The 14,251-nt window shown below is 65.9% G+C and carries 17 protein-coding genes; 11 read left to right on the plus strand and 6 right to left on the minus strand.

All coding sequences use genetic code 11. The features are described 5' to 3' along the window. Window positions 1–26: 26 nt before the first annotated feature. On the minus strand, window positions 27–944 hold the full coding sequence (locus NZK81_RS17740; RefSeq protein WP_260047424.1) for a LysR substrate-binding domain-containing protein: 918 nt from the start codon (window positions 942–944) through the stop codon (window positions 27–29). 154 nt (window positions 945–1,098) lie between these two features. On the opposite strand from NZK81_RS17740, the gene NZK81_RS17745 reads away from it, so the two are divergent. From NZK81_RS17745 to NZK81_RS17795, 11 genes are all read left to right on the plus strand, one after another. Further along, complete coding sequence (locus NZK81_RS17745; protein ID WP_260047425.1) at window positions 1,099–2,595, plus strand: 2-hydroxymuconic semialdehyde dehydrogenase; 1,497 nt, start codon at window positions 1,099–1,101, stop codon at window positions 2,593–2,595. A 2-nt stretch (window positions 2,596–2,597) separates the two neighbouring features. After that, the gene (locus NZK81_RS17750) at window positions 2,598–3,455 is read left to right on the plus strand and encodes a fumarylacetoacetate hydrolase family protein (protein WP_260047426.1); all 858 of its coding nucleotides are present in this window, start codon (window positions 2,598–2,600) and stop codon (window positions 3,453–3,455) included. Further along, on the plus strand, window positions 3,448–4,233 hold the full coding sequence (locus NZK81_RS17755) for a 2-keto-4-pentenoate hydratase (RefSeq protein WP_260047427.1): 786 nt from the start codon (window positions 3,448–3,450) through the stop codon (window positions 4,231–4,233). Before NZK81_RS17750 ends, NZK81_RS17755 begins: the two co-directional genes overlap by 8 nt. Then, window positions 4,230–4,520, plus strand: a complete 291-nt coding sequence (locus NZK81_RS17760) for a tautomerase family protein (RefSeq protein ID WP_260047516.1) — start codon at window positions 4,230–4,232, stop codon at window positions 4,518–4,520. Before NZK81_RS17755 ends, NZK81_RS17760 begins: the two co-directional genes overlap by 4 nt. Beyond that, a complete protein-coding gene (locus NZK81_RS17765) occupies window positions 4,517–5,440 on the plus strand; it encodes an acetaldehyde dehydrogenase (acetylating) (protein ID WP_260047428.1) in 924 nt (307 codons plus the stop codon). Before NZK81_RS17760 ends, NZK81_RS17765 begins: the two co-directional genes overlap by 4 nt. Beyond that, window positions 5,440–6,522 carry a 4-hydroxy-2-oxovalerate aldolase gene (gene dmpG / locus NZK81_RS17770; protein WP_260047429.1) on the plus strand — a complete coding sequence of 361 codons (1,083 nt, stop codon included), beginning with the start codon at window positions 5,440–5,442 and terminating at the stop codon, window positions 6,520–6,522. The genes NZK81_RS17765 and dmpG overlap by 1 nt, the downstream gene beginning before the upstream one ends. A 67-nt stretch (window positions 6,523–6,589) precedes the next feature. After that, on the plus strand, window positions 6,590–6,961 hold the full coding sequence (locus tag NZK81_RS17775) for a 2Fe-2S iron-sulfur cluster-binding protein (protein WP_260047430.1): 372 nt from the start codon (window positions 6,590–6,592) through the stop codon (window positions 6,959–6,961). Further along, the gene (locus NZK81_RS17780; protein WP_260047431.1) at window positions 6,958–7,371 is read left to right on the plus strand and encodes a GlcG/HbpS family heme-binding protein; all 414 of its coding nucleotides are present in this window, start codon (window positions 6,958–6,960) and stop codon (window positions 7,369–7,371) included. The genes NZK81_RS17775 and NZK81_RS17780 overlap by 4 nt, the downstream gene beginning before the upstream one ends. A gap of 15 nt (window positions 7,372–7,386) precedes the next feature. Then, a complete protein-coding gene (locus tag NZK81_RS17785) occupies window positions 7,387–8,319 on the plus strand; it encodes a catechol 2,3-dioxygenase (RefSeq protein WP_260047432.1) in 933 nt (310 codons plus the stop codon). 113 nt (window positions 8,320–8,432) lie between these two features. Then, a complete protein-coding gene (locus NZK81_RS17790; RefSeq protein ID WP_260047433.1) occupies window positions 8,433–9,200 on the plus strand; it encodes an SDR family oxidoreductase in 768 nt (255 codons plus the stop codon). Between the two features lie 13 nt (window positions 9,201–9,213). Then, window positions 9,214–9,642, plus strand: a complete 429-nt coding sequence (locus NZK81_RS17795) for a tautomerase family protein (RefSeq protein WP_260047434.1) — start codon at window positions 9,214–9,216, stop codon at window positions 9,640–9,642. Between the two features lie 438 nt (window positions 9,643–10,080). Here NZK81_RS17795 and pcaF read toward each other — a convergent pair whose 3' ends face one another. The 5 genes from pcaF to benD are packed head-to-tail and all read right to left on the minus strand — an operon-like array spanning window position 10,081 to window position 14,239. After that, window positions 10,081–11,283 (minus strand): 3-oxoadipyl-CoA thiolase, encoded by a 1,203-nt coding sequence (gene pcaF / locus NZK81_RS17800; RefSeq protein ID WP_260047435.1) that lies wholly within the window; start codon window positions 11,281–11,283, stop codon window positions 10,081–10,083. A 5-nt stretch (window positions 11,284–11,288) separates the two neighbouring features. Beyond that, complete coding sequence (gene pcaD, locus NZK81_RS17805; protein WP_260047436.1) at window positions 11,289–12,059, minus strand: 3-oxoadipate enol-lactonase; 771 nt, start codon at window positions 12,057–12,059, stop codon at window positions 11,289–11,291. Beyond that, window positions 12,059–12,733, minus strand: a complete 675-nt coding sequence (locus NZK81_RS17810) for a 3-oxoacid CoA-transferase subunit B (RefSeq protein WP_260047437.1) — start codon at window positions 12,731–12,733, stop codon at window positions 12,059–12,061. Before NZK81_RS17810 ends, pcaD begins: the two co-directional genes overlap by 1 nt. Then, window positions 12,733–13,440: a CoA transferase subunit A gene (locus tag NZK81_RS17815; RefSeq protein WP_260047438.1), complete on the minus strand. Its 708-nt coding sequence runs from the start codon at window positions 13,438–13,440 to the stop codon at window positions 12,733–12,735. Before NZK81_RS17815 ends, NZK81_RS17810 begins: the two co-directional genes overlap by 1 nt. Before the next feature lie 13 nt (window positions 13,441–13,453). Continuing rightward, window positions 13,454–14,239 (minus strand): benzoate diol dehydrogenase BenD, encoded by a 786-nt coding sequence (gene benD / locus NZK81_RS17820; protein WP_260047439.1) that lies wholly within the window; start codon window positions 14,237–14,239, stop codon window positions 13,454–13,456. Between the last annotated feature and the right edge of the window lie 12 nt (window positions 14,240–14,251).

Consider the following 14,251-nt stretch of genomic DNA (forward strand, 5'->3'; position numbering starts at 1 on the left):
CCGTCTGATCGGCACCGGCTGCCTTGTCAGGCTGCCGCGTGTTCGGGCGAGATCCGCTTGTCGCTGGTGCGCGCGACTTCGAGAAAGGCGGCGACCAGCGGTGTTGTGTCGTCCTCGCGCCAGATCATCGAGAGGTCGAAATAGACGTTCTCGGCCGGGTCGATCGGCACGTACGCGATGCCCGGCAGCTGCAGGTTCCTCGCCGATTCCACGACGAAGCTGACGCCGATGCCGCTGGACACCAGTGCGACTGCCGTGAACACGTCGTCCACGTTCTGCACGACATTGGGCGTGAGCCTGCGGTCGTGGAACAGCCGCGTCAGTTCATAGGTGAACCCGGTCGGGCGCGACACGCGCGGGTAGAAGATGAGCGGCTCGTTGGCGAGGTCGCTGAAGTGCACCGTTTTCTGCGCAGCGAGGCGGTGCGAAGAGGGGACCACGGCGAGCAGGCGTTCGGTGTAGAGCGGTTCCGAAAGCAATCCGGGCTCGTCGTCGAAGAAGCGGTTGAGGCCGATGGCGATGCGCCGGTCGCGCAGGGCGCGCAGCTGGGTTTCGCGGTCCATGTTGTGCAGGACGAGGTCCACGTCCGGATAGAGGTTGCGGAAGGCCTTCATGATTCGGGGCACGGTGTCGAGCACGGCCGAGCCGAATACGCCCACGTCCAGCCTGCCGAGCTGACCGATGCCGATCCGGCGTGCCCGTTCGGTCGCGCGGTCGAGCAGTTCCAGGATATGGCTCGCATCCTCGAAGAAGGCGGCGCCCGCCGGGGTGGGCTCGACGCCCCGGTTGCGGCGCACGAGGAGTTCGGCGCCGACTTCCTCTTCCAGCTGCTGGATCTGTCGGGTGAGCGGTGGCTGCGAAATGTGCACGGCTTGCGCTGCGGCGCGAAAGCTGCCGTGGCGCACGACGGCCACGAAATAGCGGAGTTGACGGATTCCAATCACGGCGTCCTCTTTCCGGTGATACCTTTTTCGTAATTTTGATCGCAATAATCCGTATTGGACGGTGCAGGTCAAGCCAATTATCCAGAATGTCCAACTAAGGGTCGTGTCGCGCAGCGTCTCGGGCCCGAAGGTCTGAAGGGACAGGATCGCTCGAATGGAAAAGCCTGACGTGATCGATGCAGCAAGCGGCACCGGTGAGGTGGCCTTCCGGCACTTCATCGACGGCCGTGCCGTGAGCAGCGCGCGCACCTTCGAAAAGCGCCGCCCGTTCGACGGCTCGCTGGTCGGCCTGGTGGCCGAAGCGGGGCGCGAGGAAGTCGATGCTGCCGTTACCGCGGCGCGTCGGGCACTCACCGGCCCCTGGGCCGGCATTTCCGTCGAGGATCGTTCCGACCTGATGCGCGCGGTTGCCGACGGCATCACGCGCCGCTTCGACGATTTCGTCGAGGCCGAGATGGCCGATACCGGCCAGCCCCGTTCGATGATGGGCCATGCCTTCGTTCCGCGCGGCGCGGCGAACTTCAAGGCCTTCGCCGATGTCGTGAAGTCGGTTGCGACCGAAGCGTTCCAGACCGCGACGCCCGATGGCGCCGGCGCCATCAACTATTCGATCCGCAAGCCAAAGGGCGTGATCGGCGTGATCTCGCCGTGGAATGCGCCGTTCCTGCTGATGACCTGGAAGGTCGCCCCGGCTCTCGCCTGCGGTAACACGGTCGTCGTCAAGCCCTCGGAAGAGACCCCGGGCACTGCCACGCTGCTGGGCGAAGTGATGAACGAGGTCGGCATTCCGGCGGGCGTCTACAATGTCATTCACGGTTTCGGGCCGGATTCCGCCGGTGCCTTCCTGACCGAGCACCCCGGCGTCGATGCCATCACCTTCACCGGCGAAACCCGCACGGGCACCGCGATCATGCAGGCTGCCGCAAGGGGCCTGCGCGACGTGTCGTTCGAGATGGGCGGCAAGAACAGCGCGCTGGTGTTTGCAGACGCCGATCTCGACAAGACCATCGAGGGGCTGACGCGCTCTGTTTTCCTCAACTGCGGGCAGGTGTGCCTGGGTACCGAGCGGGTGCTGGTCGAGCGCCCGGTCTTCGAGGAAGTCGTTGCCCGGCTCAAGGCCGCCGCCGAAGCCCTGCGCCCCGGGCACCCCGAGGACAAGGCGACGAACTTCGGCCCGCTGATCTCGCAGGAGCACCGCGACAAGGTGCTGTCCTACTATGCCAAGGCCGCGGCCGACGGTGCGACGGTTGTTACCGGCGGCGGCGTTCCCGACCTGCCGGGCGACCTTGCCAGGGGGTCTTTCGTCCAGCCGACGATCTGGACCGGTCTTGCCGACGACAGCGCCGCGGTCACCGAGGAAATCTTTGGGCCTTGCTGCCACATCCGTCCTTTTGATTCAGAAGACGAGGCCATCCGTCTCGCCAACGCTACCGAGTATGGCCTCGCCACGAGCATCTGGACGCGCGATCTCTCCCGCGCCCACCGGGTTGCCGCGGCGGTCGATGTTGGCATCACCTGGATCAATTCGTGGTTCCTGCGCGACCTGCGCACGCCGTTCGGCGGGACCAAGCAATCGGGCATCGGCCGCGAGGGCGGTGTTCACAGCCTCGAGTTCTACACCGAACTCCGCAACATCTGCGTGAAGCTCTGATCATGGCACTGGATCCCGCACTCATCGAACGCGCCGGCGACGAGCTCTACGACGCCTATCGCGCCAACAGCACCATCGCGCCGCTGCGCGATCGCTTCGAGGGCATCGATATCGTCGATGCCTATCGCATCCAGGAACGCTTCATGGACCGCCGGCTCGCGATCGGCGAGGATGTCGTCGGCAAGAAGATCGGCGTGACGTCCAAGGCCGTTCAGGAAATGATCGGCGTGTTCGAGCCGGACTTCGGCCTGCTGACTTCGGTCATGGAAGTCGAGGATGGCAGGGTCGTCGATCTCGACCGCCTGATCCAGCCGCGCGCCGAAGCGGAAATCGCCTTCGTCCTGAAGGAGGACCTCAACGGTCCGGGCGTGACCGCGACCGATGTTCTGCGGGCTACCGATCACGTGCGTGCCTGCTTCGAGATCGTCGACAGCCGTATCGACGGCTGGGACATCCGCATTCAGGATACCGTGGCCGACAACGCCTCCTGCGGCGTCTTCGTGCTGGGCGAGGACAAGGTCGATCCGCGCGACGTGGACCTGACGCTGGCCGGTCTGCTGGTCGAGATGAACGGCGAGCCCTGCGCGGACGGCGTGGGCGCGGCCGTACAGGGATCTCCGCTCAACGCGGTGGCCTGGCTCGCCAACACGCTCGGGCGTCTCGGCATGCCGTTCCGTGCGGGCGAGGTGATCCTTTCCGGCTCGCTGGCACCGCTCATCCCGGTCAAGCACGGGGACAGCCTCATCGCCCACATCGGCGGCATCGGTTCGTGCTCGGTCGGTTTCGCAAACGGCGGGGCGGCCGGTTTCCCCATGACCGATGCTGCCCGTGCGATCATCAAGGAGACGGCCGGTGCTTGATTCCGCAACACTCGACCGCATCACCGCTCAGGTTGCCACAGCGCAGGCCGCGCCGCACACGATGCCCAAGCTGACCGAGGTCTATCCCGGTCTCGATGTCGAGGACGGCTATGCGGTGCAGGACCGCCTGCTGGCCCGATGGCTGGACGAGGGCCGCGAACTGATCGGTCTCAAGGCCGGCCTCACGTCCAAGGCCAAGATGGAGCAGATGGGCGTATCGGAGCCGAGCTTCGGCATCCTGATGCGCGACACGCTCGATCCCGAAGGCAGCATCATCCCCACGCAGTGCCTGATCCATCCGCGCGTCGAGGCCGAGATCGCCTTCGTCATGAAGGACGAACTCGGTGGACCGGAGGTGTCGATCGATCAGGTTCTGGACGCTACCGACTTCGTGCAGCCGGCGATCGAGATCCTCGACAGCCGCTTCGAGAAGTTCAAGTTCGACCTGCCCAGCGTGATCGCCGACAATGGCTCGTCCGCGCGTTTCGTGATGGGCGGGCGGCCGCGCCGGGCGCGCAATGTCGATCTGCGAACGATCGGCATGGTCATGGAACTCAATGGAGAGATCGTGGCGATGGCCTCTTCGGGCGCGGTGCTGGGCCATCCGGCACGCTCGATCCAGATGCTGGTCGCCTGGCTTCACGGGCGAGGCCGCACGCTGCCGGCGGGAAGCATCGTGCTGACCGGCGGGGCGACCGCCGCCATCGCGGTCAAGCCGGATGACGCGGTCATCGTGCGCTATCAGGACATGGGCGAAATCAGTGTTCGTTTCGGCTGACAGGCCGGCGACGCAGGCCTGCCGGGAAACGGAGATCCGCCGCGCGACGGCGGACCGATAGGGAGGATTGGATGCCGATCATTTCGGTGGTCTTGGGCGAAGGGCGAACTGTCGAGCAGAAACGGCAATTGTGCCGTGAGCTGACCGAAGCAACCGTGCGCACGCTGCTGGTGCGCCCGGAACAGGTGCGCGTGATCATTCAGGACACGCCTTTGGAAAATTATGCGGTGGCGGGCGTCACGTTCGCGGACCGTGGGGATTTCTGTCCGGAAGGGACGATGAAATGAGCAAGATCAAGTGTGCCATCATCGGGCCGGGTAACATCGGTACCGACCTGCTCTACAAGCTGATGCGCTCCGACGTTCTGGAGCCTGTGTGGATGGTGGGTGTCGATCCCACATCCGCCGGTCTGGCGCGCGCGCGCGATCTGGGCCTGAAGACGACGGACCAGGGCGTCGACGGCATGATCGACCACGTGATCGCGGACGGCGTGCAGATCGCCTTCGATGCGACCTCGGCCTATGTCCATGCCGAGAACAGCCGCAAGCTCAATGCGCTGGGCGTGCTCATGATCGACCTTACGCCGGCCGCTATCGGCCCGCTCTGCGTGCCGCCGGTAAACCTTGCCGGGCTGGTGGGGCGTCAGGTGATGAACGTGAACATGGTCACTTGCGCGGGGCAGGCGACGATCCCGATGGTCAATGCCGTCAGCTCGGTCCAGAAGGTCGACTATGCCGAGATCATCGCGACGGTGGCCTCGCTCTCGATCGGGCCCGGCACGCGCAAGAACATCGACGAGTTCACCCGCACGACTTCGGGCGCGGTCGAGAAAGTCGGCGGTGCGAGCAAGGGCAAGGCGATCGTGGTCGTCAACCCTGCCGATCCGCCGCTGATGATGCGCGATACGGTCTATTGCGAGACGGCTGAGGAGCCTGATCGCGAGGCGATCACCGCTTCGGTCCACAAGATGATCGCCGAAGTGCAGAAGTACGTTCCCGGCTATCGCCTCAAGAACGGGCCGACCTTCGATGGCCGCAAGGTCGCCATTTTCCTCGAGGTCGAGGGGCTGGGCGACTTCCTGCCCAAGTATGCCGGCAACCTCGACATCATGACTGCGTCGGCGGCACGGGCTGCCGAAATGTTCGCGCAGGAAATCCTGGCGGGCACGCTCGAACTCAAGCCCGTTCCGGCAGAGGAGGCCGCGTAATGGCAACTCTTGAATCCACTGTGCGCGGCAAGCGCGTGAAGCTCCACGACATGAGCCTGCGCGACGGCATGCACTCGATGCGCCACCAGATCCCGCTCGCCAAGATGGTCGAGATCGCCAGCGGCCTCGACGCGGCTGGCGTCCCGCTGATCCAGGTGACGCACGGCGACGGGCTGGGCGGTTCCTCGCTCAACTACGGACGCGGCCTGCATACCGACGAGGAATACCTGCGCGCGGTCGTGCCGGCGGTGAAGAACGCGACGATTTCGGTGCTGCACGTGCCGGGGATCGGCACGCTCGACGAGTTGCGCATGGCGGCCGACTGCGGCGTGGGCTGTGTCCACGTCGCCACCCACTGCACCGAGGCGGACGTTTCCGAACAGCACATCGGGCTGGGGCGCGAGCTTGGTCTCGATACCGTCGGCTTCCTGATGATGGCGCACATGACCACGGTCGAAAAGCTGGTCGAGCAGGCGCTGCTGATGGAAAGCTACGGCGCACAGACGGTCTATTGCGTCGACAGTGCCGGCTACATGCTGCCCGACGACGTGACCGCGCGCGTTTCCGCGATACGGGGCGTGTTGAAGCCGGAAACCGAGATCGGTTTCCACGGCCACCACAACCTAGGCATGGGCTGCGCCAACTCGATTGCCGCGATCGCCTCCGGCGCGACGCGTATCGACGGTTCGGTTGCCGGTTTCGGCGCCGGTGCGGGCAATACGCCGTTGGAGGTCTTCGCCGCCGTGCTGGAACGCATGGGTGTCGAGACGGGCATCGATGTCTTCGCGCTCATGGACGTGGCCGAGGACAGCGTGCTGCCGATGATGGCCAAGCCCCCGCGCGCGGATCGTGATGCGCTGACGCTGGGCTATGCCGGTGTCTATTCGACGTTCCTCTATCCCGCCAAGGATTGCGAACGGAAGTACGGCGTGCCCGCGCGCGACATCCTTATCGAACTTGGCCGCAAGCGGATGATCGGCGGTCAGGAAGACATGATCGAGGATACTGCGCTCACCATGGCGCGCGAGCGCGGGCTGCTCGGCAGCGACAGCAAGGGCGTAGAGGAAACCACGCCTGCCTGACGACGAATAATCCGAGACAACGGTGCTGCAATAAGACGCCGGATCGAAGGGGTGAAGGACGCAAGCAATGCCAAAGGACCAATCCGGAAGTGACAAAGGCGCTCAAGCGTCGGAGACCTTCCGGATCCTCGTCGATGGAGATGCGGCAGGGTTTGCCTGCCGGGCCGACCAGAACGTGCTGCAGGCCATGCGCGCGGCGGGACGTTCGGTCCTGGCTGTCGGCTGCCGTGGCGGGGGCTGCGGCGTGTGCCGGGTCGTGATCGCCGAGGGGCAGTACGAGGCGAAGCATATGAGTGCGGCCTGGGTCACGGCGGAACAGGCCGAAGTCGGCATGGGTCTCGCGTGCCGGATCTATCCGCGCAGCGACCTCAGGATCGAGCAGGCGCCGCGGCGTTGCCGTGCCAGGCGGACGGACGCGGGAAAGGCGGTCGCGGCATGAACACGGGTCTTCCGGCAGATCAGGTCGAACGCGCACTGGGTGCCGCGCGCAAGATGGCTGAGGATCTCGGCGCACGGGTCGCGATCGCGGTGGTCGACGTGGGGGGCAACCTTGGCGGGTTCCTGCGACTGCCCGGCGCGTTTCTGGCGTCGAGCGATCTGGCCATCGACAAGGCGTGGACGGCAGCCAGCTTCGGAGCCTCCACGCGGGGTTTCAGCGAAATGCTGGAGGGTACGCCGCGCGCGGTGCGCGACGGCCTCTTGCGGCGGCCGCGTGTGACGGAGGTCCCAGGAGGGATGCCGATCATGCACGACGGCCGGGTTATCGGCGCGCTCGGTGTGTCGGGCGGCAGCGAAATTGAAGACGAGCAGATTGCCGAAGGCGGCCTTGCCGCTTTCGGCAAGGTATAAGGCGAGGATTTCGAGATGGCGTTAAGCGGGTTGCTCAGGGTCGGCGAAGTGGGTCTTCGAATCTTCGACATGGACGAGGCGCGTCGCCACTATGGTGACCGCATCGGCCTGATCGAAAGCTACGAAGGCGACGACGACAAGCTCTACTACAAGTGCCCGGACGAGCACGACTTGTACTCGCTGGTATTGCGCAAGGCCGACGAGGCCGGGATCGACTACGTCGCCTTCAAGACACTCGAGGACGCCGATCTGGAAAACTACGAGGCCGCGCTGGCCGAGTTCGGCATCGAGGTCACGTATGTCGATGCAGGGGTCTATCCGAAGAGCGGGCGGCGCCTGATCTTCACGCTGCCCACCGGGCACGAGATGCACATCTACGCGCACAAGGAGCAGAACGGCAACGGCATGCCGACGCGCAATCCCGGCACGATCCCCGACGAGGGATACATCCGTGGCATGCGCACGGTGCGTCTCGACCATGTTCTGCTCGGCGGTCCGAACATCGAGACCAACCGTGAGATCTTCGATAAGGTCTTCGGCTTCGCCCTGAGCGAGCAGATCGTCGATCACGAGACCGAAACGCCGTTGGCGATCTTCCTGTCGGCTTCGACCAAGCCGCACGACATCGCCTTCCTGATCCAGCCCGAGTCCAACCGGTTTCACCACGTTTCGTTCCTGCTGGAATCGGTAAACGACCTCTATCACGCGGCCGACCTCATCGGAAAACACGAGATCGCGGTCGATGTTGCGCCCAATCGCCATGGCGTGACGCGCGGGGCGACGATCTATTTCTTCGATCCTTTCGGCAACCGCAACGAGGTCTTCACCGGCGGCTACGTCCATTATCCCGATACGCCGACGCTGACCTGGGACACGACCCAGATCGGCCGTGCGACCTTCAGCCACGACAACATGCCGCGAGAGAGCTTCCTGAACGTATTGACGTAAGACCGGGCGATGGGTTCCCGCCGCCGGGTGGCGGGAACTGACGGGTATTATCCACCCTGGCGGCAGGTGCGTCTCCTCCAAGTGCGCCTGCCGCCTCTTTTGGGAGACGGACAGTGACGCAGCGAACGACAACCGGGGAAACCGCCGTCGTGGTGGGCGTGACGGGGGCGTTCGGCAAGGTGATTGCGGCCCGGTTGCTCGCCGCGGGGCTGACAGTGGTGGGCGTTGCTCGCGATGGTACCGCGCTCGCAGGTCTGCAGGGTGAGCTTGGCCCGGATTTCCTTCCCTGCACGGCCGACATCGGCGACGACACGGCCGTGGCCGTGATCGCCGAAACCTTGCCCGATGCAGCGGTCGCGATGGTCGTGCACTCGGTCGGCCTGCCGGTCGCCGGCGGTGTCGCCAATGCCCCGCCGCAGGCCCTGACGACAGCCTGCAATCTCAAGGCCGCCGGCTTCCTGCGGCTGGTGCGTGCGGTGGAGGGAAGGCTGCGGCGCGGATCGCGCCTCGTTGCCATCGGCGGCCACTATGGTTTCGAGCCTTCGCCCTATGCTGCCACAGCGGGTGTCGCCAACGCGGCGCTGGCCAATCTCGTGCGGCAGATGAGCTGGGCATATGGGGCGCAGGGCATCACCGCGCATCTGCTGGCGCCCGGTCCCGCCGATACCGACCGCCTGCGCAAGGTCGCAGCGGCCCGTGCCGAGCGGGCGGGCAAGCCGCTCGACGAGGAATACGAAGCGATGCGCGGCGATTCCGCCATCCATGCCTTTACCACGCCCGAGCAGGTTGCCTGGGCGGTCAACCTGCTGCTGGCACCGGAAGCGGACGCGCTGGCGGGATCTACGCTCGGCCTCGATTCCGGCCGGCGCCACGGTATTTGAGGAGCCGTCTGTCATGCCTGTAGCCCAGCTCAATCTCGTACGCGGCGCATTCGGCGATGACGCGATCGGCGAGATGCTGATCGAGATCAGCCATTTCTATGCGCGTACGCTCTACCCCGATGTGGATGTCGCACCGATAGAACGCGTGAGGGTGATGGTCACGCTCATCGAACCGCAGCACTGGGCCGCCGGGGGCAGGCTGGCGAGCGAGGGCGGGGCGACTGCGCCCTATTTCTCATGCCTCGTGCTGACGGGACGCACAGAGGAGCAGCATCGGCGCCTGATCGAAGGTTTCACCGACATCATTGCGCGCAACCTCGAGTGCGACCGGCTATCCGTGCGGGGACAGGTCATCCCGATCGCCCCGGAGAACTGGGGGATCGGCGGGATCCCCGCATCGGTGGTGCGCAAGGCGGAGATCGCCGCGCGCGCAGGTCTCTAGGGCGCATTGCAGGCTGCCGTTTCGAGGGGCTTCCGCACGGCTTCCCGGATCGGGCCGCTGCCGCCGATGGATCGTTCAGGGGGACCGCATGCCCCCCTTTCCGAGGGTTCAGCCTATTCCGCCGCTTCCAGCGCGACTGGGGCAGCATTTTCCGCCTCGATCAGCCTTTCAAGGCGGCGGCGCATCTTCGCCGCGGCAAGGTCGTTCGACATCAGGGCAGGATTCATCTCGAAGAAATCCTGCGTGCCCATTTCGCGCTGGCAGGAGTAATTCGGATACTTCCTTCGTATCCGAATATCAGGCTCCCCGGGCCTTCTTGAAACGTAGCTTTGGTTGCACAGAGTGTTGAACGCAGCTCATCCAGACATGCCGCAGAGAGGGGCGATTGTCCCTCACATGTTTGGCAGGGCCGCTCTGGCGGCAGCCCTGCAAAGGGGCTCACACTCTTTCGAGCAGTACCGCAAGCCCCTGACCAACACCGATGCACATGAAGACGAGGGCGTAGCGGCCGTTCGTGCGGTGCAGTTCCTCCACGGCCGAGAGCGCGATGCGCGCGCCCGACATGCCCAGCGGATGGCCGAGCGCGATGGCCCCGCCATTGGGGTTTACGCGCGGGTCGAAGGGATCGACGCCGAGGTCGCGCAGCGTCGCGATGGCCTGACTGGCGAAGGCTTCGTTGAGTTCGATGACGTCGAGCTGGCCGACAGTCAGCCCGCGGCGGGCGAGGACCTTGCGGGCCGCCTCGATCGGGCCGACGCCCATGATGCGCGGGGCGATGCCCGCCGCCGCCATGCCGACGACGCGCGCGCGAGGCGTGAGGCCGTGCGCGGCCGCCGCGCTTTCCGAGGCGACCAGCATGGCGGCCGCGCCGTCGTTCAGGCCCGAGGCATTGCCTGCCGTCACGGTGCCGTCCGCCTTTACCACCGGTTTCAGCTTCGCCAGCGCTTCCAGGCTGGTCGCGCGGGGGTGTTCGTCCCGGTCGAACAGGATCGGATCGCCCTTCCGCTGCGGAATGGAGACTGGCACGATCTCGGCAGCGAACCGGCCGCTGGCCTGAGCCCGGGCAGCCTTTTCCTGACTGGCTAGGGCGAAGCGGTCCTGCTCCTCGCGGCTGACCTGCCACTGTTCGGCGACGTTCTCGCCGGTATGCGGCATGGTATCGACGCCGTAGGCGGCCTTCATCGCCGGGTTCACGAAGCGCCAGCCGAGCGTGGTGTCCTCGATCTTCTGGTCGCGCCCGAAGGCGCTGCCTGCCTTGCCCATGACATAGGGCGCGCGCGTCATGCTCTCGACGCCGCCGGCGATCAGGAAGTCCGCATCGCCGCTGCGGATCGCCTGTGCCGCCATGCCGATGGCATTCAGGCCCGAGCTGCACAGGCGGTTGACGGTCACGCCCGGCACACCCTCGGGAAGCCCGGCCAGCAGCACGGCCATGCGCGCGACATTGCGGTTGTCCTCGCCCGCCTGATTGGCGCAGCCGAGGATCACGTCGTCGAGCGCCGCCCAGTCGGCCGTACCGTTGCGCTCCATCAGCGCCTTGAGGGGGAGTGCGGCGAGATCGTCCGCGCGCACGGTCGCGAGCGAACCGCCGAGTTTGCCGACGGGCGTGCGGATGGCGTCGCAGATGAAGGCTTCGGGCACGATGTTCAGTCTTTCAGAAAGGAGAGGAGTGCTGAGGCGAGCGCTTCAGGCGCTTCGAGCGGGGCGAGGTGGGCGGCTTCCAGCGAGACATGGGCCGCACCGGGAATGCCGGCGACGAGATGTTCGCCATGGCCCTCGAAGGGGGTGGAGGTATCGCGCGTGCCGGTGACGACGAGCGTCGGGCAGGCAATGCCGGACAGGCGCGGGGCAAGCTCCATGTCGCGGATCGCGGCGGCGCATCCGGCATACCCTTGCGCATCCATGGCCAGCAGCTGGCGGCGCACCGCTTCATAGAGCGCGGGTTCGACCTGGTCCGAGAGAAAGCGGCCCATGGCAAGATCGGCGATCGCGGCCATGCCGTCTTGCCGGATCTTCGTCACGCGTTCGTTCCATGCACCGGCGTCCATCGTGGCGGAGGTGCAGACGGGGACGAGCTTTTCGATCCTGTCGGGCGCGCGAAGGGCCAGTTCCATGCCGATCATGCCGCCCAGCGATACGCCTGCGAGCGAGAAGCGTTCGATCCCCGCCGCATCGGCCACGGCCAGCACGTCGGCGGCCAGCATGGCCATCGAGAAATCGCCTGCTTCGGCAGTGGAGGCGCCATGGCCGCGGGCATCGATCCGCAACAGCGCGAAGTCCGCGCGCAGGTGCGGCAGCACCGCGTCCCACAGGTCCATGTCGGTGCCGATCGAATTGAGCAGTACCAGCGCGGGCGCCTCGTCGCGTCCGTCACGCTTCCAGTAGAGGCGTGCGCCGTCGGTATCGAGGAAGGACATCAGGCAGACGCCTCCGCGACCTGATCGTGTGCGAGCGGCGCACCGGTCTTGGCCAGGACCTCGTCGAGCGTGACGCCGGGGGCCAGTTCGACGAGCGTGAGGCCGCCCTGGGCCCGGTCGACCGCGATGACGGCAAGATCGGTCACGATCAGGTCGACGCAGGCCTTGCCGGTCAGCGGCAGCGCGCATTCGGGCAGGATCTTGGGATCGCCCTTCTTGGAGACGTGGTCCATCACCACGACCACGCGCTTGACGCCCGCGACGAGGTCCATAGCGCCGCCCATGCCCTTCACCATCTTGCCCGGGATCGTCCAGTTGGCGAGGTCGCCATTCGCCGAGACTTCCATCGCGCCCAGCACGGCCATGTCGATGTGGCCGCCCCGGATCATCGCGAAGCTATCCGCCGAGGAAAAGAAGCTGGAGGTGGGCAGGGCGGTGATCGTCTGCTTGCCCGCGTTGATGAGGTCGGGATCGACGTCCTCGTCATAGGGGAAGGGGCCGATGCCCAGCATGCCGTTCTCGCTCTGCAGCGTCACCTTGATGCCAGCGGGCACATGGTTCGCCACCAGCGTGGGGATGCCGATGCCGAGGTTCACGTAGAAGCCGTCGCGCAGTTCCCGTGCGGCGCGGGCGGCCATTTCATCGCGGGTCCAGCCCTTGATCTCCTGCACCATCAGGCGGGTTCCTTCTCGCGGACGGTACGCTTCTCGATCCGCTTTTCATTGATGGTGGAGAGCACCACGCGGTCGACGAAGATGCCGGGGGTGTGGATGCAGTCGGGATCGAAGGTGCCTTCGGGCACGATCTCCTCCACCTCGACGACGGTGACCTTGCCGGCGGTCGCCATGTTCGGGTTGAAGTTGCGCGCGGTCTTGCGGAACATCAGGTTGCCCTCGGGATCGGCGCGCCAGGCCTTGATGATCGAAAGATCGGCGCGCAGCCAGGTCTCGCGTACATATTCCTCGCCCTCGAAGACCTCGACCGGCTTGCCTTCGGCGACCACGGTGCCCACGCCCGTCCTGGTGTAGAAGGCCGGGATGCCTGCACCGCCCGCGCGGATGCGTTCGGCAAGCGTGCCTTGCGGATTGAGTTCGAGTTCCAGCTCGCCCGAGAGGTACTGGCTTTCGAACAGCTTGTTCTCACCCACGTAGGACGAGATCATCTTCTTCACCTGCCGGCTTTCCAGCAGCATCCACAGGCCGAAGCCGTCGGCGCCCGCGTTGTTCGAGATGACGGTGAGGTCCTTCACGCCGGAAGCGCGGATTTCGGGGATCAGGCTTTCGGGATTTCCCGAGAGCCCGAAGCCGCCGGACATGATGGTCATGCCATCGAACAACAGGCCTTCCAGAGCGACCCGAGGGCTGTCGTAGATTTTGGACATATCGTGCTTTCCTTTAGCCCAGATCGCCGCCCGCGACGGGCAGGACCGAGCCGGTGACGTAGCTGGCCTCGTCCGATGCCAGGAACAGGATGGGGGCGATTTGCTCTTCCAGCGTGCCGTAGCGCTTCATGAACGCGGAGGAGGTGACCTGCGCCACGGCTTCGGCCATCCAGGCCTGCTCCTGGGCATTGTCGCCCTCGGCATTGCGGGGGACGCGGCGGGGAGGGGCTTGCGTGCCGCCCGGCGCCGTGGCGACGACGCGGATACCGGCCTCGGCGTATTCCATGGCAAGGCTCTGCGTCAGCCCGTTGATCCCGCCCTTCGCCGCCGAATAGGGCACACGGCGGATGCCGCGCGTGGCGTTGGACGAAACGTTGACGATGGTCCCCGCGCCCTGTGCCAGCATCGCGGGCAGTGCGGCATGGCAGCAGTAGAGCGTGGGCATCAGCGAACGGCGGATCTCGGCGTCGATCTGCGCGGGTTCGAACGCGGCATAAGGGCGCATGCGGATCGCGCCACCGACGTTGTTGACGAGAATGTCGATGCGCTCGAAAGCCCCGGTCGCCGCGGCCATGGCCTGCGCGGCGCCTCCGTAGGTTTCCAGGTCGCACTGCACCGAAACGGCCTGTCCGCCTGCGGTCGTGATCGTCTGCTCGACCTCGGTCACGATATCGGCGCGGTCGACGAGGACGAGCCTTGCGCCTTCCGCCGCCGCGCGGATGGCAACACCCGCGCCGATGCCCTGTGCCGCCCCGGTCACCACCATGACCTTGTCTGCGAAGCGTCCCGGAAAGATCATCGTTCGCGTGCC

The organism is Novosphingobium mangrovisedimenti, assembly GCF_025153475.1.
Classification (GTDB): domain Bacteria; phylum Pseudomonadota; class Alphaproteobacteria; order Sphingomonadales; family Sphingomonadaceae; genus Novosphingobium; species Novosphingobium mangrovi_A.

Excerpts from the sequence above, each read along its gene's own strand:
- NZK81_RS17745 (WP_260047425.1), top strand. The coding sequence starts at position 1,099 with ATGGAAAAGCCTGACGTGATCGATGCAGCAAGCGGCACCGGTGAGGTG.
- NZK81_RS17750 (WP_260047426.1), top strand. The coding sequence starts at position 2,598 with ATGGCACTGGATCCCGCACTCATCGAACGCGCCGGCGACGAGCTCTAC.
- NZK81_RS17765 (WP_260047428.1), top strand. The coding sequence starts at position 4,517 with ATGAGCAAGATCAAGTGTGCCATCATCGGGCCGGGTAACATCGGTACC.
- dmpG (WP_260047429.1), top strand. The coding sequence starts at position 5,440 with ATGGCAACTCTTGAATCCACTGTGCGCGGCAAGCGCGTGAAGCTCCAC.
- NZK81_RS17775 (WP_260047430.1), top strand. The coding sequence starts at position 6,590 with ATGCCAAAGGACCAATCCGGAAGTGACAAAGGCGCTCAAGCGTCGGAG.
- NZK81_RS17780 (WP_260047431.1), top strand. The coding sequence starts at position 6,958 with ATGAACACGGGTCTTCCGGCAGATCAGGTCGAACGCGCACTGGGTGCC.
- NZK81_RS17785 (WP_260047432.1), top strand. The coding sequence starts at position 7,387 with ATGGCGTTAAGCGGGTTGCTCAGGGTCGGCGAAGTGGGTCTTCGAATC.
- NZK81_RS17795 (WP_260047434.1), top strand. The coding sequence starts at position 9,214 with ATGCCTGTAGCCCAGCTCAATCTCGTACGCGGCGCATTCGGCGATGAC.
- pcaD (WP_260047436.1), bottom strand. The coding sequence starts at position 12,059 with ATGTCCTTCCTCGATACCGACGGCGCACGCCTCTACTGGAAGCGTGAC.
- NZK81_RS17810 (WP_260047437.1), bottom strand. The coding sequence starts at position 12,733 with ATGGTGCAGGAGATCAAGGGCTGGACCCGCGATGAAATGGCCGCCCGC.
- NZK81_RS17815 (WP_260047438.1), bottom strand. The coding sequence starts at position 13,440 with ATGTCCAAAATCTACGACAGCCCTCGGGTCGCTCTGGAAGGCCTGTTG.
- benD (WP_260047439.1), bottom strand. The coding sequence starts at position 14,239 with ATGATCTTTCCGGGACGCTTCGCAGACAAGGTCATGGTGGTGACCGGG.